At 44.7% G+C, this 18,461-nt stretch carries 18 protein-coding genes; 9 read left to right on the plus strand and 9 right to left on the minus strand.

Annotated elements, in window-relative coordinates; genetic code table 11:
* The coding region (locus RH85_RS04385) for a transposase (RefSeq protein ID WP_006710989.1) at window positions 1-265 on the plus strand (265 nt) is incomplete at its 5' end.
* Here the strand turns inward: RH85_RS04385 and RH85_RS04390 are convergent.
* Complete coding sequence (locus RH85_RS04390; RefSeq protein ID WP_006710990.1) at window positions 257-508, minus strand: hypothetical protein; 252 nt, start codon at window positions 506-508, stop codon at window positions 257-259. The genes RH85_RS04385 and RH85_RS04390 overlap by 9 nt on opposite strands.
* 250 nt (window positions 509-758) lie before the next feature.
* Entirely contained in the window at window positions 759-1,286 is a 528-nt protein-coding gene (gene speG, locus RH85_RS04395; RefSeq protein ID WP_006710991.1) for a spermidine N1-acetyltransferase, read from the minus strand.
* Between the two features lie 309 nt (window positions 1,287-1,595).
* On the opposite strand from speG, the gene RH85_RS04400 reads away from it, so the two are divergent.
* Entirely contained in the window at window positions 1,596-3,032 is a 1,437-nt protein-coding gene (locus RH85_RS04400) for a coniferyl aldehyde dehydrogenase (protein WP_006710992.1), read from the plus strand.
* Between the two features lie 76 nt (window positions 3,033-3,108).
* Here RH85_RS04400 and secF read toward each other — a convergent pair whose 3' ends face one another.
* The 5 genes from secF to RH85_RS04425 form a co-directional block, all read right to left on the minus strand.
* Window positions 3,109-4,005 carry a protein translocase subunit SecF gene (secF, locus tag RH85_RS04405; RefSeq protein WP_006710993.1) on the minus strand — a complete coding sequence of 299 codons (897 nt, stop codon included), beginning with the start codon at window positions 4,003-4,005 and terminating at the stop codon, window positions 3,109-3,111.
* 2 nt (window positions 4,006-4,007) lie between these two features.
* Window positions 4,008-5,822, minus strand: a complete 1,815-nt coding sequence (gene secD / locus RH85_RS04410; protein WP_006710994.1) for a protein translocase subunit SecD — start codon at window positions 5,820-5,822, stop codon at window positions 4,008-4,010.
* Window positions 5,823-5,991: 169 nt separating this feature from the next.
* Complete coding sequence (locus RH85_RS04415) at window positions 5,992-6,492, minus strand: hypothetical protein (RefSeq protein ID WP_241210354.1); 501 nt, start codon at window positions 6,490-6,492, stop codon at window positions 5,992-5,994.
* Between the two features lie 324 nt (window positions 6,493-6,816).
* Window positions 6,817-8,664: a M3 family metallopeptidase gene (locus RH85_RS04420; RefSeq protein ID WP_006710996.1), complete on the minus strand. Its 1,848-nt coding sequence runs from the start codon at window positions 8,662-8,664 to the stop codon at window positions 6,817-6,819.
* Window positions 8,665-8,944: 280 nt separating this feature from the next.
* Entirely contained in the window at window positions 8,945-9,832 is an 888-nt protein-coding gene (locus RH85_RS04425) for a PA4780 family RIO1-like protein kinase (RefSeq protein ID WP_006710997.1), read from the minus strand.
* Between the two features lie 496 nt (window positions 9,833-10,328).
* Between RH85_RS04425 and RH85_RS04430 the strand changes: the two genes are divergently transcribed.
* The 4 genes from RH85_RS04430 (at window position 10,329) to RH85_RS04445 (ending at window position 14,784) form a co-directional block, all read left to right on the plus strand.
* Window positions 10,329-11,915, plus strand: coding sequence for a glycoside hydrolase family 13 protein (locus RH85_RS04430; protein WP_006710998.1), 1,587 nt, complete (start codon window positions 10,329-10,331; stop codon window positions 11,913-11,915).
* Complete coding sequence (locus tag RH85_RS04435; protein WP_006710999.1) at window positions 11,915-13,246, plus strand: MFS transporter; 1,332 nt, start codon at window positions 11,915-11,917, stop codon at window positions 13,244-13,246. The genes RH85_RS04430 and RH85_RS04435 overlap by 1 nt, the downstream gene beginning before the upstream one ends.
* 262 nt (window positions 13,247-13,508) lie before the next feature.
* The gene (locus RH85_RS04440; protein WP_006711000.1) at window positions 13,509-13,877 is read left to right on the plus strand and encodes a hypothetical protein; all 369 of its coding nucleotides are present in this window, start codon (window positions 13,509-13,511) and stop codon (window positions 13,875-13,877) included.
* A 91-nt stretch (window positions 13,878-13,968) separates the two neighbouring features.
* Window positions 13,969-14,784, plus strand: coding sequence for a Cof-type HAD-IIB family hydrolase (locus RH85_RS04445; protein ID WP_006711001.1), 816 nt, complete (start codon window positions 13,969-13,971; stop codon window positions 14,782-14,784).
* A 79-nt stretch (window positions 14,785-14,863) separates the two neighbouring features.
* Here the strand turns inward: RH85_RS04445 and RH85_RS04450 are convergent, their stop codons facing one another.
* On the minus strand, window positions 14,864-15,154 hold the full coding sequence (locus tag RH85_RS04450) for a putative quinol monooxygenase (protein WP_006711002.1): 291 nt from the start codon (window positions 15,152-15,154) through the stop codon (window positions 14,864-14,866).
* A gap of 133 nt (window positions 15,155-15,287) precedes the next feature.
* Window positions 15,288-16,229: a helix-turn-helix domain-containing protein gene (locus RH85_RS04455; RefSeq protein WP_006711003.1), complete on the minus strand. Its 942-nt coding sequence runs from the start codon at window positions 16,227-16,229 to the stop codon at window positions 15,288-15,290.
* A gap of 182 nt (window positions 16,230-16,411) precedes the next feature.
* Here RH85_RS04455 and RH85_RS04460 point away from each other — a divergent pair, with 182 nt between their 5' ends.
* The 3 genes from RH85_RS04460 (at window position 16,412) to RH85_RS04470 (ending at window position 18,435) form a co-directional block, all read left to right on the plus strand.
* Window positions 16,412-16,810 (plus strand): rhodanese-like domain-containing protein, encoded by a 399-nt coding sequence (locus RH85_RS04460; protein WP_006711004.1) that lies wholly within the window; start codon window positions 16,412-16,414, stop codon window positions 16,808-16,810.
* Between the two features lie 167 nt (window positions 16,811-16,977).
* Window positions 16,978-17,157, plus strand: coding sequence for a hypothetical protein (locus RH85_RS04465; RefSeq protein WP_006711005.1), 180 nt, complete (start codon window positions 16,978-16,980; stop codon window positions 17,155-17,157).
* A 72-nt stretch (window positions 17,158-17,229) separates the two neighbouring features.
* Window positions 17,230-18,435 carry an MFS transporter gene (locus RH85_RS04470; RefSeq protein ID WP_006711006.1) on the plus strand — a complete coding sequence of 402 codons (1,206 nt, stop codon included), beginning with the start codon at window positions 17,230-17,232 and terminating at the stop codon, window positions 18,433-18,435.
* The last annotated feature ends 26 nt before the right edge of the window (window positions 18,436-18,461 follow it).

Consider the following 18,461-nt stretch of genomic DNA (forward strand, 5'->3'; position numbering starts at 1 on the left):
TAGTGACTTAGTCAGAGATGCGGCGTTTGTCCTTAATATTGAACTGCATTATCTTCCACCTTACAGCCCAAACCTCAACCCAATAGAGCGGCTATGGAAAGTAATGAACGAGAAGTCGAGGAACAACGTTTACTTCAAAAAGAAACGGGACTTCAAGGCTGCAATAGACCAATTTTTTACTGTGACTCTTCCAGAGATCGCAGGCTCTTTGACATCTCGAATTAATGATAATTTTCAGGTTCTCAAGCCTGCATCTTCAAGTTGATTCGGTATAGTCGATTTTGCCGTTAGGGTAGGTTTTTGCCGCGAGTGCCAAGCAGATATGTTCAAGCTTTGCGTTAGTCATGCTGTCTTTACCGACCAATACCAGAGAGGTAAACGGGGTAATAATGATAATGGCTAAGGCCATTAGTATTGGGTTGTGCCAGAATCGCTTCTGTTTTTTAGGTGGTACGTTGGAGTGTATTTTCTCTTTTTTAGCCGAATTTTTGCGTTTATTTTTAGCCATAACAATACAACAGATAGTCTCAGTTTTTATATTTGAGGTGCACTTACTCAGCAAAGAGAAGTGGCTCTATGAAAATTCAAGGCCGTACTTTAACTTCTCTATTCAATAATTTATGTGGTACTGATTGTATTTTGTGGTTTTGCAGTATGCCTATTTTTGAGCATTTCCCACAGGCTTAAATAGAAAAGGGCTTCTCTGTGAGAAGCCCTTTGCGTCAATTGCCGTTTATGTTGGTGACATCGGCAACGTGCTATTGCTTATTGCGACTTGCTAGGTAGTTATCTTGAAGAATATACATGCGCTTGATATCGCAGTACTCGCCATTGACGAATATCTCTTTGACTAAATGCCCTTCCTCAACAAAGCCGCTTTTTTCATACAGATGAATGGCTTTTTCATTGTTGACGGCTACGTGCAAATAAACCTTATGCAGGTTTAAAATGGTAAATGCATAGTTGAGTGCTTTATTGATGAGTACGCGGGCGTAACCACAGCCTTGGTAATCTGGCGCAATAATAATCTGGAACTCTGCATTGCGATGAATTGAGTTGATCTCAACTAACTCGACAAGACCAATGGCCGTATTCTCAGAATTTTCTGCGATAAAGCGACGTTCATTACTATCGTGAATATGTTTACGGTAGAGGTCTTCCAGCTCGTAATAGGATTCATATGGTTCTTCAAACCAATATGACATGATTGAGCGGTTATTGTTGAGTTGGTGAATGAAGCGAAGGTCTGTTTGCTCAAGAGCGCGTAAGCGGATTTCGTTATCCATGTTACTTTCCATTAACAAATTAAAATAGTGCAAGTGTTATAAATCACAGAGACTTATGCTGCAGATAGCAACATAGCACTAATATTTACAGTGGGGAATAGATTTTAGCGTGGATTAGAGCGCTGATAATGCTAACTGAAAGAATGAGATAAAGGTAAGTCTGGTCTGTGGGTGGAACTACCGAGCAAAAAGGATGATAAATGGACTCGCGATAGTTTGGTCGAGCATATCACCATCTCGAACAGTCGTGATTTTTTTACCAAAAATGGCTATTCTTAAGCCGATGAATCGTAAGGGTGTATTAAGGCTATGGAGAAGGTTGTTGATCTCAATCGTTGGCAAAAAGCGCATGTAAAATCTCAAGAGGAATTACAAGCGTTGTTTGAAGAGTTACGGGCAAACTTTCAAGTAAAGCCTTATCCGGAACTCCCTCATCGGTTGCAGATTTTGTCGCAGCTTAAGAAGGCGTTAATAGAGCATCAAAGCGAGCTCATTACTGCCTTGAATGAAGATTACGGTTATCGTAGTGACTTCGACAGCATGATTTGCGATTTGCTGCCAACGATTGACCATCTCAATTACAGTTGTAAGAATCTCAAGCAGTGGGCTAAACCGTCTCGACGTCGAGCTGGTTTATTACTTGCACCATCGCGCCTTAAAGTGCTCTATCAACCGCTGGGTGTGGTTGGGGTGATTGTACCGTGGAATTTCCCGATTTTTCTTAGCATCGCACCGGTGGTAACCGCGCTTGCTGCGGGCAATCGAGTGATGGTGAAACTGAGTGAGCATACCCCCAATACCAACCAGATATTAAGTAAGATTTTTGCTCAACTGGATAGCCATGTTTGTACGGTGGAAGGTGAGGTGGATATTGCACAGTTTTTCTCTCAACTGCCTTTTGATCATTTGCTGTTTACTGGTTCAACCAAAGTAGGTCGCATGGTCGCGGAACAAGCGGCGAAAAACTTAACCCCCGTAACGCTTGAGCTGGGCGGTAAATCTCCAGTGATCATCGCGCCAGATGCTGACATCGACAAAGCGGTCGCGACGATCTTGATGGGCAAGTCTCTCAATGCTGGGCAAATCTGTGTTGCTCCGGATTATGTGTTGCTGCCCGAAGAGAAGCAGCGTGTTTTTGTTGAAAGCTATTTACGCCAATATCGCCAAGCCTATTTGCAACAACCCCATGGCAGTGGCATGACGCGCATCATTAACCAGCAACAATTTGAGCGTTTAAACGCCTATCTAGATGATGCCAAGTCAAAAGGCGGTAAGGTTTACACTCTCGAGGCGAGTTCATTGGCTGAGCGTGAGATGCTACCGCACCTTATCACGACGTTAAGCGATGATATGTTATTAACGGAAGAAGAAATCTTCGGCCCGATTTTACCGATTATTGGCTACCACCACGTCAAACAAGCGATCGAGTATATTCAAGCGCGACCAAGACCGTTGGCGCTGTATCTGATGACCCAAGATAAAGCGTTAATCGAGCAAGTGAGCTTACAAACCCACAGTGGCGGTTTGTGTATCAATGATGTTCTATTGCAGGTGACCGCTCATGATGCCCCCTTTGGTGGCATTGGTGAGTCGGGTATGGGCCACTATCATGGCGTGGAAGGGTTCCGTTCTTTATCTCAAGCTAAAACAGTGTTGATGACGCCACGTTGGTTACCTCGTGCACGTTGGATTATTCAGTATCGTAATCAGATCAAGAAGTGGTTGTCGGCGCTGTTCATCAAATAAAAAATCAGGCCCAATGGGCCTGATTTGATTAGTGCATTTTATATAGTATCAAATGGTTTGCGTCTTTTGGTTAAGGTTAAGGCGCTTCAGATATAGGCTCGGGAGCATAGTGCTGAGGGCCTAAATGAGTCAGTTCAGGAATGATGGTTGCGATGGTCATGGTTGACCATGTACCCGCCACAATACCGATGAACATGGTGACTGAGAATCCGAATAGCGGCTCTCCACCGAGTAGCCATAACGAGGCCACTGAAATTAGCGTGGTGCCCGATGTGATTAAGGTGCGCGACAGCGTATTGAGGATCGCTTGGTTGTTCAGTTCAGCGATAGGCAGCTTCACGTTAGCTCTGAGCAGTTCACGGATGCGGTCAGAGATGATGATTGAGTCATTGAGTGAGTAACCCAACACCGCTAATAACGCCGCCAGCACGGTCAAGTTGAACTCCATTCCGGTGAATGAGAAAAAGCCTAACAGAATAAACACATCGTGCATTAGCGCTAACAGAGCGCCCGACGCTAAGCGCCATTCAAAACGGAAGCTTAGGTAAGCAAGGATCACCATGAGAGTGATCATCACCGCTAGGCCACCTTGCTCTGCCAGTTCTTGCCCCACTTGTGGGCCGACCAAACTAACATTGATCATTTCGACGTTATCTGAAAAGCTCGCCAGTAGTTGGCGGATTTCAGGCTGTTGTTGAATGTCTTCTGTCGCAGCGTAACGCAGCATCCACTGGCCATCATCACCGGTTGAAACCACCGATACTGGTTGGTGTAACGCAGCTTCAAGATTGGTTTGGATTTGCGCTGCGGTTAAGGTGTTATCTAAACGCACCTCACTGATCATACCGCCGGTAAAATCCAAGCCAAAGTTAAGGCCTTTGGTTGCCAAAGAAAAAATCGATACGATGATCAGCAGGCAAGAAATTAAGCTGCCGGCATGACGCCATTTGGTTAGTGTTTTATTGGTAATCATAATTAAATTCTCACTCCGCGACGTGAATCTTTACCCCAAATTAAATTGATCATCGCGCGAGACGCGAAAATGCCGGTGAACATACTGGTTAACAAACCTAAGCCAAGTGTTAAGGCAAAGCCTTGAATTGGGCCATTACCAATCATGTATAACGTCGCCGCAGAAATCAGCGTAGTAATATTGGAGTCAAGGATGGTGGCGAAAGCACTGCTAAAACCGAGATCAATCGATTGAGCAAGGCTACGACCTTCACGAAGTTTTTCTTTAATACGTTCAAAAATCAGTACGTTGGTATCCACCGCCATACCGATGGTGAGCACCAAACCAGCAATGCCGGGTAGGGTTAATACTGCGCCTGGAAGCAAGGCGATAAGACCGAGCAGCATCACCATGTTAACCACCAAAGCAGCATTGGCGACCCAACCCAGTTTACGATACCAAACGGCCATAAATAGCAGCGTAAGGCCCATACCCAGAGCCAAGGCAGCAAAGCCATTTTGAATATTCTCCGCTCCTAGAGATGGACCGATAGTACGTTCTTCAACGATGGTGACAGGAGCAGTCAGTGAACCTGCACGAAGCAGCAGCGCCAGATCTTGCGCATCGTTTAGTTGGCCTACGCCAGTAATTCTAAAGCGGTTACCGAGCTGTGATTGGATGGTCGCGACACTGATGATGGTGTTGGATTGCTCGACATTTCCTTGATCATCTCGGCTGTATTCGCTGTAGCCTGTCGCCATCGGTTTACCAATGTGCTTACCAGAGAAATCAGACATCATTTTACCGCCGGCAGAATCAAGGCTGATGTTGACTTCTGGCATGCCCATTTCACCCATTCCTGCACGCGCATCAACGATGTGCTCACCGCTTAAGACAGGCTTACGAGTTACGTGTACTGGGCGACCATCTTTGTCCATGATCATTTCGGTGCCATTGGTGCGCTCAGGTTTTACTTCATAGAACGCAAGGCTTGCGGTGGCACCAATAACATTTTTTGCGGCTGCTGGATCTTGCACACCTGGCAATTCGATACGAATACGATGTTCACCTTGACGCTGGACAGCCGCTTCAGTGATGCCGAGTTCTTCAATACGACTGCGCATGGTCTGCAGGTTTTGCTGTACGGTTAGGCTGGTTAGCGTTTGTTTTTCTGCATCCGCCAGAGCCATACTCAGGCCGTTATCACCTTCGCCTTTTACAACCCATTGAGGGAATTGCTCTTTGATGTATTTACGTAGAGTGGCGACCGATTCTTCGTTTGGCGCTTTGATGCTGATATCAGCATCGCGATCCGCTTCAACACGTACGCCGCGAATACGTTCTTCGCGAGCATAATCTTTGATCGAGTCTTGTGCTTGCTCTGCATGAGATCGGAATACTTCTTTCATATCCACATCAAGCAAGAACTGTACACCGCCGCGTAAATCTAGGCCTAGCTTGATAGGCGTGAAGCCCATATCAAGTAGCCAAGTTGGAGCTGCAGGCACCATCGCTAGCGTGACGATGTCTTCTTTTGGTGCAAAGTCTTCTAAGATGTTTTTGGCTTTGTTTTGATCGTTGTTGTGCTCAAGCACAACGGTGGTTTCGTTGTCTTTTTGGCTGATACGTTTGACGACGATATTGTGTGCATCAAGCTGTTGTTGTGCCGTCACCACCGAGATTGGGGCGGCTTTATGATTTAGAATGACGGCGGCATTTTCACCAAACCATGATGGTAATGCGCTAAATAACATAATGATGATGGTAGTGATAAGTACCACGTACTTCCATGCTGAATAGTGATTCAGCACTGTTCGATTTGTTTTCTTTTTATGCATGACATTTTTCTCTTCGGCAATGCCGATAGGAGTGAAAAAGTGTCGCACCTAATCGCTAAGTTACAGGTTCCCTAAGAACCACTTTTATCGCCCAATGCACGTGTTTACGTAGCATTAGACTCAATTTTAGGTGTGACAAATTATGCCCTGATAGGGCGAGAGAAAAAGGTTAGACGTCGGCTTGGCTAATAAACCGGTAGAGTAGGTTGGATTCTTTCCAGCCGGCGATACGGTGGGATGTTGCTGGTGGATTCAGCGTCCAGTCATGCCATTGATCGAGCGCAAAGTAGACGCTCCAACGTAGGGTTTGAGTGACAGTATCACTGAACTCAAATACCAACTCATAGTTAGGTTCTGCTTCGTGTAAACGCTCAGGGATAAATGAGCCATTACGTAAAATGGAAGCAAGACTAGGAGAAAGAGATTTTGCCGGGGCACGCTGTTCGATATGTACCTTATGCGCAGGGCTAGGTACGTGCTGTTCGATGGTGTCGTGATGAATATTGGTATCGTGATGAACGATCAGCTGAATCGGTTGGGTGAGTAGCGGTTTGGTGATAGGCGCATTGGCATCACTCGCTGCTATTGCTGCGCTAGCTGAAAAACAGGCGAGCAGCAGGCTAAGCATTACGCTCAACATACGACACCGATTTATCCACTGCTTAGACATACAATAACTCACAATATGATTCGAGCTCATCATAAGCCTGAGTTTCAAAATCGACAAGCAGTGAATGCGGTGATTGTGAAATTATTATCAATTGAAGGATTGCATTTTCCCGGGATGGTGATGATATTTTAATGTTAAACCAATGATTAATAGGGATAAAATCACATTTTTCAGGGCGACTTTATCGACGTGATAGTGACGTGTTTTAGTGTAACAATATCGCTGTTCTATCAACAATATCGCGTAGTTTAGCGCTTAATATAGGACTTATAGTGAAAAACCGCCCGAGGGCGGTCTTAATCTTAGATTCGATGTTGGGTTTAGTTAGCTGCCGTATTGTCGAGCGATATACTGCTCAAATTGTTGGCACATTGCGTCATTGGACATTTGATTGCTGGCTAGAGTCTGACCGCCATCGATAACTGAAATGTTAGCGTTTAAATCGGCGGGTGCGGCTTGAGGGCGTGGGCGGGCATGGGCAATTTTGTCTTGTTGCACTTGCCATGCTTGCTCTGCGGTAAGGTTACACACATCGGCAAGGTATTTAGCATTGAATCCTTCCCCAGTTAAGCTTTGGATGGTTTCATTGTGGGTGAGGCTATTTCCCGGTTGCCAATAGTGTTGGTTAAGCAATGGGCCAATAACTGGGTTATCAGTCAGATAGCCATATTCAGCCAGTAAATAGGCTCGTGTTTGGTACACCGCCATATGAGCCAGTAAGTAGCCTTGGTACGAGCAAGCAGATTCATCCGACAGTAGATGAGGAATGGCCAATAGCGGACGAGGGCTGCATGCGAGGCCAAGAATAGCTTGTTCAGTCTCGCGTGCTAATGTTGTGATGCGTTGTGGAGTGAGTTCATCATCACTGAGTTGGTACAAAGCGCGCTCAAAGTATGGAACGACCAAAATAGAGCGTTCTTCATAGGCTTTAAAAGGTTGGCGGCTTTTTGTCATCGCTTCGATGACCGCGTCAGGGATCACCTCGCCTTGCTGATTGAAGGCATAGCGTTTTAGCCAATCGCCATCATGCAACAAGCTATCACAGAACATCGATTGAGTTTCGGCGTAGGCCATTGACGTAGGAGCAAATTCAATCGAGAAACATGGCGCATTTTGTTTCATGTTGGCGAAGTGCGCAGCATGCCCACCTTCATGGAATAGGGTATTAATCCCGCTGTAGCCACTGCCTACTTGGTCTGGTTTCGCGTTGCTAGTGAAATTGACTTTAGCGGCGACCCACTCTCCTTGATCATAAAACGAAGGGATAGGGCCATGACAGAAACCATTTTGATATTTGCCCTTGCGATCAAGTAAATCAAGAGTGAGTTCTGCCCCAGAATAATTGATATTTAAGCGGCCAAATGAATCCACCCAGCGACGCAGTGATTGCGAGAAAGGAACGTAAGGGTCAAGATCGCGCATCGCATCGCCAGAGTAGGCATAAACGAAATTATGCCCAAGGATTGCTTGGGGGCCTTTTTGTTCCGCCAGTGCTTGTAGCGCGTCGAGGTTACCTTGTCGGGTGCGTTGTTCGAAATCATCTAGAATAACGAACAGCTCCTCACTGCTCATGTGTTCCGTTTTTTGCACTGAGTAGTCGAAATAGTGAGCAAATCCGAGTGAGCGAGCAAACTGATTGCGATGTTTAACCAGCTCAATAAAGCCATTTTGCAGTAACCACTGCTCTAGCTCGATAAAAGCGTGATGAGCAGATTGGCGCACACTTTCGTTATTACTGGTGCGAACGGCGGCGGCCAGCACAGGAAGAGAGCCTTCCACTTGCTCGCCATTGTCGTTGGTGTAACGCATCACATGAGCTTGCTTCGCTTTAAACAGCTCAGCTTCAAATTGGATTAGATCCGCTTGTTGTTGTGCGGTTTGTTGATCTTCAATCGCGTGTGATTTAAATACGGCTAGCCAGCCCGTCAGCCCATGAGTGGTCGCAGCCCGCTCGTCAGAGTTTTCGATTTGCTGCGCTTGCACAAGTTGCTGTTTTACTTGCTTGAGGTTGTCAGCGCTGCTGAGAAATTGGCTCCATTGCGTCTGTGCTTTGGCCGCCGCGGGGTGATCGTCGCTGAGTCCCATGTAGGTATCCCAAAACCAGTCCTCTTTGGTGCGATGAATCGCTAAATAGCGAGTATTAAGATCGTTGAGAAAGTGTGTGGCCGTCATATCAATCCTTGTTTTGATAACCCTGAATAGAGCGCGCGTTCGACACCGCAGGGTTGTGATGCTGGTAATGCCTCACTATTTGATAACATGGCTTGGACGATAGGAGCAATCACTCTCTTGCTCGATATGACTAAATATGACGTGAAACTGGAGTGTAATGTATAGAATAAGCGAGGAAATTGGCGTATTTAGTTGACGCTAAACACGCCATCGGCAGGTTGTATATTGGCGACGTTATCCAGCGTCGCCGTTTACAAAGCATCAAAAATGACAGTGAGTGTTAGTCTTCAGACCAGTTAAACTTACTCTCGTCGATGCCTTCTTTTGCTTCTTTTAAGCGTTCACGGCGGTAACGTTCATCATCTCGCGCGGCATCAATTTCCTGCATGATGGTCGCGAGATCGGCCACAGTGTCGACTTCGGTAAATTGACCGGTTAATTCAGTTTCAGGGGTTAAATCACCTTTCTCGAATATAGCCCACATCTCTTTGGCATATTCGGTGGCTTTTAATTCTGGCGCAAACTGGCTGTAATAATCACGAATATTGTTGATATCACGAGTTAACATCCATTCTGCGTTGTTATTGGCTGCCGCATCGACCGCTTGTGGTAAATCGATAATTACTGGGCCTTGTTCATCAACCAGTACGTTAAACTCAGAGAGATCACCGTGGATTAAACCCGCACACAGCATTTTGACCACATAGCCCATCATGGTTTTATGGTCTCGGAGTGCTTGCTCGGCGGATAGCTCAACATCGTTTAGACGTGGGGCAACATAGCCTTCCTCATCGGTGACTAGCTCCATTAGTAAGACGCCATCAAAACAGCCATAAGGTACAGGGACACGTACGCCGGCAGCAGCCAGCTTGTATAAAGCGTCCACTTCTGCGCTTTGCCACATCTTCTCTTGTTGTTCGCGACCAAAGCCTGACCCTTTTTCCATCGCACGAGCACGACGGCTATTACGGACTTTGCGGCCTTCTCGGTAGGCCACGGCTTTTTTAAAGCTGCGCTGAGTTGCTTCCTTATAAACCTTGGCGCAGCGGATCGTCTCACCGCAGCGTACGATGTACACTGAGGCTTCTTTGCCGCTCATTAACTGGCTGGTCACTTCATCGACCAAACCATCGTCAACTAGGGGCTGTATTCGTTTCGGTATTTTCATGGCGTCGTTATACCTTAGTTCTTACATGGATGTAATACAAAGCTATCGAATCGATGAAATATCTATCAAATTTTTTCTGGCAGTGAACAAGAACGAGGTACTTGATGAGTGAGTTTCGACGATAGGTGTAACCATTATGCGTTGAGTTGCGTTATGGTTTTATTAAAACAAAGGTTAATTTGTACAGTGAATAATAGCTATTTGTAGGCAGGAATAGCGTAACGATGAAATTTACTTGTCGTGCTCATTGTTAGTATATAAACATCATTGAATATAAATTGGGTGCATTTAGTAATTGCTAATATATGTGATGTGAAGTCAATTTTATTACATATTCTGTATGTAATATTTATCGTGTGATTGAGTTAACAGCTAAATAAACAGAAATCGCTAATCCTAGGCGCCTAAATCGAGACAAGTCATTCGATTATCACTCATCCTTGAGGCAAATCTAAGATTATCGCTCGTTCTTTAAATGTTTATTTGGAGTTCGTGTATGCACCCGTGGGTCAAAAACTCAGTCGTTTATCAAATATACCCTCGTAGTTTTAATGATTCAAATTCAGATGGGATAGGTGACTTACAAGGTATTATTTGTAAGTTAGATTATCTTGTTGAACTTGGTATTAATACCATTTGGTTAAGTCCTATATATGAATCACCATGTGATGATAATGGCTATGATATTAGTCATTACCAGAGCATTCTCAAAGACTTTGGCACAATGGAAGACTTTGATTATCTTCTCGCTGAATGTCATAAGCGTGATATTAAATTAGTCATGGATCTTGTTATAAACCATTGCTCTGATGAGCATGAATGGTTTGTTGAATCCAGAAAGTCACGCGATAACCCTTATTCTGATTATTTTCATTGGGTTGATGAACCAAATAGTTGGAAGTCGGTTTTTGGTGGCTCGGCTTGGGAATGGTGTAAAGAAAGGCAGCAGTACTATTTACATATCTTCAGTAAAAAACAGCCAGATTTAAATTGGTCTAACAAAAATCTCCGCGATGAGATTAATGCAATGATCACATGGTGGCTAGATAAAGGGGTTGATGGATTCCGAGTCGATGCTATTTCCTTTTTGGAAAAACCGCAAGATTTCGCCAATTTCCCAGATCAAGATGTGTTTGCCACTTTGCCCTGCAATAACGAAAAAGTAGGTCATGAGTACATTCGCTCTTTCATGGAGCAAATCCATCAAAGAGGCGCTTTTTCTGTTGGTGAAATCAATGCAGTGAACACCGATGAAGTTCTGCGCTATACCTTGCCAGAGCGTGGTGAATTCCAGATGAGTATTGTCTTTGTTCCACCGGAAGTTGAGGTGTTTCACAGTGATTTGATTGGCTATTACAAGCAGCAAATTGAAAGACGAATTCAGTTACAACAACAGGGTGTTTGGGACGCGGTATTCCTTTCAAACCATGATAAACCTCGTCAAGTCTCTTTGTTTGGTAATGACGAAAAATATTGGCAACAGTCGGCTAAAGCACTCGCGGTACTGAACCTAACGCAGTATGGCACGCCATTTTTATATCAAGGTGAAGAAATTGGCATGACAAACTGCTACTTCGACACTATCGAACAATACAACGATATCGACACGGTCAATAAATATAACGAGTTAATCCAGCAAGGTCATAGCGCGAATGATGCCTTAGAAACTGTCAAGGTAGCCAGCCGCGACAATGCGAGAACACCAATGCAATGGAATGGTGGCCAATATGCAGGATTTAGCGATGTTAAGCCGTGGTTAGATGTCAATATCAATAAGGATCAAATAAACGTATCCAGCCAAGAAGCTGATGAATCCTCAATATTAAATTTCTACAAGAAGTTACTCGGAATGAGAAAAGAATCGAACTGCTTAAAGTTCGGACGTACGGTTTTACTGCCTTCTCATCCCAAGGTGATCATGTTTGAACGGTTATATGAAGAAGAAAAAATTACTGTAACGATAAATCTGAGTGATGAAACTCAGGCGGTTAATTATGACTTCAGTCGCTGCGAACACATATTAGGTCAAGATATTTCAGATTCAATTGAACCATTTGGTTATTCAGTTTGTCGAGGTGTGTGATGGGTATTTCAATAAAAGAAAAGGTAGGTTACGGCGTCGGCGATTTGGCATGTAATATTATATTTCAGACCGTAATGGCTTATTTAATGTTTTATTACACCGACATCGTTTTTATTGATGCGGCAACGGTTGGGGTAATATTCTTAGTCGCGCGTATTATTGATGCGGTGTCAGATCCAGTAATGGGTATGATTGTCGATAGAACCAATACCAAATATGGTCGATTTAAGCCTTATTTGTTGTTTGGTTCGGTTATTTTGGGTATTTCTGCCTTTGCTTGTTTTACCATTCCGGCCGATATGACCATGAATGGTAAAATAGCCTACGCAGCAATAACCTACATTATGTTGAGTCTTGCCTATACCTTAGTCAACATTCCGTACTCAGCACTGACGTCAGCAATGTCAAATGATCCGGAAGAAAGAACCAAGATCACAGCTGTTCGCGTAATGTTCGCTGTTATTTCAGGGCTCGTTGTCGCACAAATCGGTGGCCTTGTTGAGTTCTTTGGTGAAGGTGACAAGCTACTCGGTTACCGCTATGCGATCGGGTTTGCGGCTTTGCTCTCCACTGTCCTGTTGTGGGTGACGTTTGCGACAACTAAAGAGCGTCATGTGGTGGTGAGTGAAAAAGCCAACCATACGGTGAAAGAAGGTTTGGCGGCGATTGCTCAAAACAGACCATTGATTGTACTTTCCATCGTGTTCTTACTGATTTTAACCGCAGGTTTCATTTCATTTTCGGTCAACATTTATTTCTTAGAGCATGCGATGAAACGCCCTGATCTCATTGGTGCGTCAATTATGGTTGGAACGGTAACAACCTTCCTTGGCACCTTCATCGTACCTCATACGACTAAGCGTTTCGGTAAAAAACCAACCGCCATGGCTGCTATTATGGTGTACGGATTTATCCATCTATTGTTTGTGGCTAACTTCTATACCATTAATTCCGTGGAAGTCTATTTCGTGATCATTGCGATTAAAGGTATCGTTAATGCTTATACTTGGGCAATGGGCTGGGCAATGTTGCCAGACACTATCGAATACGGCGAATACAAAACGGGTATTCGTGCCGAAGGCTTGGTGTATTCAAGCTTCAGTTTCTGTCAAAAGCTGGGTATGGCCTTGTCAGGTATCGTAACAGGCTTGGTACTAGGATGGTTTGGTTACGCGCCAGAGGCGGGTATTACGCAAGAGGCGATTACTGGCGTGGTGGTGCTATTTGGCTACATTCCTTTGGCGTTCTGTATTGCGGCAGGTTTGATTCTGAAACTGTATAACTTGTCTGAAACCGATCACTTGCAGATCCGCGAAACACTCAGCTGTTAGCCAATCGGCAAACCACTCTTAATGACAAAGGCTAGGACGGTTACCTAGCCTTTTTATTGCGCTTTGTTTAACGTTTCGCGTTGTTCGAAATACCCATTCACTCTTCTCAAGATCTTGGTGACTTTTACCACTCTTTTCGTGTTAATTATTCTTGAAATTGGCGCTTTTTCGCAGAAATAGCCACTCAGTTAGGGTATCGCTGCCAAGTTGTTTAACATCACGCTGTGTTGTTTATTGCAGTAAGTAAATTGAGGGAATGATAATGGGCAAAACCGTGTCTGTCGTGGCGGTACTTTTTTTGGTAATGGGTTATTTTAGCTATCAATATTGGGTAGTGAAGCCGCAGCATGTAGAACAGCAAGCCAAAAGCATGGTGTTACAAATTGCGTATGGTGAGCAATGGTTTAATCCATTGAAGCATAGTGACGAGAACCCTATTTACCACACGACACTCGAAGTAAACAGTTCCTATGATGGTGTCGCCTATGCCGATGCAAAAATTGAGTATGTCGATGACCAAAAAACCTTGTGCAAAACGATTCGTTTTCAGTTTGCGATCGATTCTTTGAACGATTACCACTTGTTGTCACAAAGTGATTGTGCGATGGGCAGCAGCGAGAAAAGCGGATAAATTCGTTGAGTAATTTGACCGTGTTTAGGGGTTTACAACGATCGATAGATATCGCAATCTCAACCCCTAGATTTTATTAGAGTTCACACTAATGTCCCCGAATATTTTGTCACAAGAAATCAAATTTATCGCCTCTGACATGGATGGCACATTGCTTGATGAGTCATCTCAGCTTGATCCTCAGTTTTATGATATTTATCGTCAACTTACTGAACAAGGGATCATCTTTGCTGCGGCTTCTGGTCGCCAGTATGCGAGTTTGAAAAATACCTTCGCCCCGATTCAAGATGAGATGATGTTCATTGCTGAAAATGGCACTTTTGTTATGCATAAAGGTGTTGAGCTATACAGTTGTCCACTTGATACTCAAACTGCGCGTGAAGTGATTATTGCTGCGCGTGAGATTGAAGGCGCGTATACCGTTTTATGTGGTAAGAATTCCGCTTATATTGAAACTCAAGATCCTGTCGCGCTTGCGGAGCTCAGTAAGTACTACCATGCATGTCACTACGTGGACAATCTACTTGAGGTGGATGATGAGTTTATTAAGGTGGCGATCTGTCATTTTGAGAGTACTGAGCAGTTTGTCTTCCCAACGATGAACGCCCAATTTGGTGCGAACAATCAAGTGGTGGTGAGTGGTCGTATTTGGTTGGATATTATGAATGCCAACGCGTCAAAAGGCGCTGCAATCGAGCATCTACAGCAGACGCTAGGTTTTACCCATGAGCAAACCATGAGTTTTGGTGACTACTTCAATGATGTGGAGATGCTCAAAGCGAGCTATCACTCCTATGCGGTAGAAAATGCCCATCCTGAGGTGAAAAAGCTGGCGCGCTTTAGAGCACCAAGCAACATCGACTCGGGCGTAATTCAAGTGATCAAACAAACGGTTCTGAAGCGATAAACGTGGCTGTTGGTCGATAAACAATGATCCCCACGTTAGGTAGGGGTCATTGTGCCTTTCTGTCGGTGTTTAGAAAATACTAACCAATCATCGTCATTCTACTGATGGTAAAACTAACGAGCGCATCTTCTGTGGCCTTGATATACGCCGCAATGTGACTATTGGCGAGGTGCGCTTGTAAATGTTGCTCTGAAACCCAGTTTTCATAAAAGACAAAGTGTGCAGGATCTTCGTTGTTTTGATGCAAATCGTAATTGATACAGCCGTCTTCTACGCACGTTGGGTCGATTAATTTCAACAGCTCGCTTTTTACCAAATCAATCTTATCTGGCTGTGCGACGATATTCGCCACTATAGTCAAATTTGCCATTGTTCTTTCCTCAAATGTGGGTTCATATTTCGGCTCTGGTTCGCCGTTATTCTGCGTTTCGCTAAGCATAGCCTCTACTTTGCCTATGAAAAACTGGGTGTGACTAAAACCTGTTTCAAGCAAAATTTGATAATCACTCACTGCCTTTGCTGAACTGAGCGCGATACTGCCTCGGTGACACACCGACAACACGGCGAAAGTGATGGCGCATGCTTTCTGCATTATTGAAGCCTGCCTGTACGGCAAGTTGTTCAATATTGCTGTCTTCACTTTCCAGTAGCCCTTTGGCGAGTTCGGTTCTTTGAATAATAAGCCACTCTTGTGGAGTGAGATCCATGCTAGCGCGAAACTTACGATCAAAAGTGCGTCGCGACATATTGGCTTTCTGCGCCAATAAATCGATGCTGATGGCTTGTTTTAGGTTCGCTTTGGCCCATTGCAATGATTCAGAAAACTGATTAGGCACTTGTAGCATTGGCGTGTCGACAAACTGAGCTTGTCCCCCGGAGCGGTGAGCGGAGATCACCAGGCGTTTGGCGACTTGGTTTGCCACCGCATAACCAAAATCGAGCCTGACGACAGCAAGCGCCAAATCTAATCCTGCCGCACTGCCTGCTGAGCAGCCATATTGCCCATCAAAAACGTACAGCACATTACTGGCGTAATCGACATTGGCAAAGCGCGCACGAAACTTGGTTTCAAACGCCCAGTGGGTGGTCGCTCGTTTACCATCTAAAAGTCCAAGTTCGGCCAGCAAAAAGGCACCAGAACAAAATGAGATGATTCGTTTATTTTGCTCAGCAAAGCGTAACACTTCCGCTTTGGTATGTGGGTCGGTGTGACCACTTTGGGTTGGCCAACTTGGGATGACTAACATGTCGTAGCCATCCAACCCTGCGACATGTCTAGTTTGCATTACGATGTCGCCAGTTGTGGTGATCGGCTGATCGATAAGATTGACGATTTCCGTTTGATACCAGTTATCGAACTCTGGTCGCGGTAAAGCAAACATCTCTACCGCGCAACCAAGTTCAAATAAGGAGACATTGGGGTGTGACAGTATGGCTACGCGCATGCGGCTTATCCTAGTAGTTGAATAACTTGGCTTGATATTAACGTTCGTTGACTAAAAAGCCAATGGTGCAATTTTGACCGATTTTGAATAATGGAGTCAGATAGCATTCGTTAGGGCGCAAGGAATAAAGCTAACAAGCGCTCGTGTTGAAATCATTGATTGATAGTGAATAAGGAGAGTTTATGTCTAGTGCCGTATCAAGAGTTGCTGCTGCGTCGAACGATAGAGCGTTGCGTCATTTTAGCCAGCTATTGGAATTTGAAACTGATTGCTGGGATGTTCACCATGCCTTAGTGAATAAAAGACAAGACTTCGTCTTAGTCGATGTCCGTGGAGATGAGCTGTTCTCGCAAGGTCATATCGATGGTGCGGTGAATATTCCCCACAGTCGTTTGAATGAAAAAAACCTTGCGGAGTATGCGCCGGATAGTTTGTTTGTGGTCTATTGCGCAGGGCCACATTGCAATGGCACTGAGAAAGCGGCTATTCGTCTGGCAAAATTAGGTCGTCCGGTGAAGAAAATGATTGGCGGGGTGACGGGGTGGTTAGATGAAGGTTTCAGCTTAATAGGCTCACAATAGCAGCAAATTGGTGAGCACTTGATTAAGCTGCTGGCATTCTATGCGCGATAGGTTTTTAAGTCAGTTACTCTATGCATAAATTGCATAGAGTAACTGACGAAATATCATTGGTAAGTTATAGCCTTCGCCACTAAACTCCGCGCTCTTTTTTACCTCATGGACTTTGTATGTTCTCACAATCGTTAACCGCTCAGCTAACCAGAATGGTGCTATTGCTGGGTTTGACGCTCGTTGCGGTACATCATAACGAGCCGTTGCTCAAACTGCTTGCAGCGCAAGCCGTGGACATGGGTTGCCATCAGCAAAATGGCACACAAGAATCTGCTGCTCATCAGCACCATCACTAAGTTCTTGACCGGTAACTCGTGTTATTGAACAGGTCACGAGACAGTCATTAAATAAGTTAATAAGACATAAATATGAGTATTTTTCGCTTTCCGTTATTGGTTTGGCTAGGGATCGGCATTTTGATCACCAGCCTTGGTATTCGACAGTCATTTGGTATTTTTATGATGCCAATCTCTGATCATTTTCAAACTGGTCGAGAGTTCTTTAGTTTTGCGATTGCACTGCAAAACTTACTGTTTGGCGCATTCCAACCGTTTATTGGTATGGCCGCTGACAAATTCGGCTCAAAACGCATTATCTTTTTAGGTGCTCTTTCTTATGCGTTGGGTCTGTATTTAACCTCCATCACCACTGAAGCGAGCATGCTTTACGTTTCGCTAGGTGCTTTGGTTGGTCTTGGTCTTAGTGCGACCAGTTACGTCATTATCCTCGGTGCTGTTGCTAAAGTAGTACCTGCGGAGCACGCTGCAAAAGCGTTTGGTTTAACCACTGCTGCGGGTTCATTTGGCATGTTTGCTGTGATCCCGGGGGCGCAATGGCTGTTAATGGACTTTGGTTGGCAGCAAGCAATGCAGGTGTTCGCCGTGTCTTGTACGGTGATCATGGCCTTAAGCATGTTTATGAAAACGGCTCAAGGCAATCAAACCAATGTGCAAAATGGTCAAGACGATCTCACGTTAGGTCAGGCGATTAAAGAAGCATTCCATCATCGTGGCTACTGGCTGATTCATGCTGGTTTCTTTGTGTGTGGTTTCCATGTCATGTTTATCGCCACTCACTTACCAAGCTACTTGGCTGATAAACATTTACCTGCATCTAGCGCTGCGATGGCACTAGCGTATGTTGGTATTTTTAATATCTTTGGTTCGTATTTCTGGGGTGTGATGGGTGATCGCTTTAATAAGCGTTACGTTATGTCAGCACTGTATTTGATGCGTACGGTTGTGATTGCAGGTTTTGTAACTCTACCTATCACAGAAAATACCGCGGCGATTTTTGGTGCGGCAATTGGTTTTTGTTGGTTAGGCACCGTTCCACTGACATCAGGTCTGGTTCGCCAAATTTTCGGAGCTCGATACCTTTCGACGCTGTATGGCTTGGTGTTCTTTACTCACCAAGTTGGTAGCTTTCTTGGCGCGTGGGCGGGCGGTCGTATCTATGATTACTATGGTAGCTACGAGCCAATTTGGTGGTCAACGGTCGTACTGGCGTTTATCGCGGCGCTGCTGCACATTCCAATCAATGATAAGCCAGTTGCGCGTTTAGCAACTGCATAATCATTAACCGAAACATTGAGAGCTGA

It is taken from the genome of Vibrio ichthyoenteri ATCC 700023 (assembly GCF_000222605.1).
Lineage (GTDB): Bacteria > Pseudomonadota > Gammaproteobacteria > Enterobacterales > Vibrionaceae > Vibrio > Vibrio ichthyoenteri.

Coding starts and splice junctions, on each gene's coding strand:
- RH85_RS04390 (WP_006710990.1), bottom strand. CDS start 508: ATGGCTAAAAATAAACGCAAAAATTCGGCTAAAAAAGAGAAAATACAC.
- speG (WP_006710991.1), bottom strand. CDS start 1,286: ATGGATAACGAAATCCGCTTACGCGCTCTTGAGCAAACAGACCTTCGC.
- RH85_RS04400 (WP_006710992.1), top strand. CDS start 1,596: ATGGAGAAGGTTGTTGATCTCAATCGTTGGCAAAAAGCGCATGTAAAA.
- secF (WP_006710993.1), bottom strand. CDS start 4,005: ATGATTACCAATAAAACACTAACCAAATGGCGTCATGCCGGCAGCTTA.
- secD (WP_006710994.1), bottom strand. CDS start 5,822: ATGCATAAAAAGAAAACAAATCGAACAGTGCTGAATCACTATTCAGCA.
- RH85_RS04415 (WP_241210354.1), bottom strand. CDS start 6,492: ATGTCTAAGCAGTGGATAAATCGGTGTCGTATGTTGAGCGTAATGCTT.
- RH85_RS04420 (WP_006710996.1), bottom strand. CDS start 8,664: ATGACGGCCACACACTTTCTCAACGATCTTAATACTCGCTATTTAGCG.
- RH85_RS04425 (WP_006710997.1), bottom strand. CDS start 9,832: ATGAAAATACCGAAACGAATACAGCCCCTAGTTGACGATGGTTTGGTC.
- RH85_RS04430 (WP_006710998.1), top strand. CDS start 10,329: ATGCACCCGTGGGTCAAAAACTCAGTCGTTTATCAAATATACCCTCGT.
- RH85_RS04435 (WP_006710999.1), top strand. CDS start 11,915: ATGGGTATTTCAATAAAAGAAAAGGTAGGTTACGGCGTCGGCGATTTG.
- RH85_RS04440 (WP_006711000.1), top strand. CDS start 13,509: ATGGGCAAAACCGTGTCTGTCGTGGCGGTACTTTTTTTGGTAATGGGT.
- RH85_RS04445 (WP_006711001.1), top strand. CDS start 13,969: ATGTCCCCGAATATTTTGTCACAAGAAATCAAATTTATCGCCTCTGAC.
- RH85_RS04450 (WP_006711002.1), bottom strand. CDS start 15,154: ATGGCAAATTTGACTATAGTGGCGAATATCGTCGCACAGCCAGATAAG.
- RH85_RS04455 (WP_006711003.1), bottom strand. CDS start 16,229: ATGCGCGTAGCCATACTGTCACACCCCAATGTCTCCTTATTTGAACTT.
- RH85_RS04460 (WP_006711004.1), top strand. CDS start 16,412: ATGTCTAGTGCCGTATCAAGAGTTGCTGCTGCGTCGAACGATAGAGCG.
- RH85_RS04465 (WP_006711005.1), top strand. CDS start 16,978: ATGTTCTCACAATCGTTAACCGCTCAGCTAACCAGAATGGTGCTATTG.
- RH85_RS04470 (WP_006711006.1), top strand. CDS start 17,230: ATGAGTATTTTTCGCTTTCCGTTATTGGTTTGGCTAGGGATCGGCATT.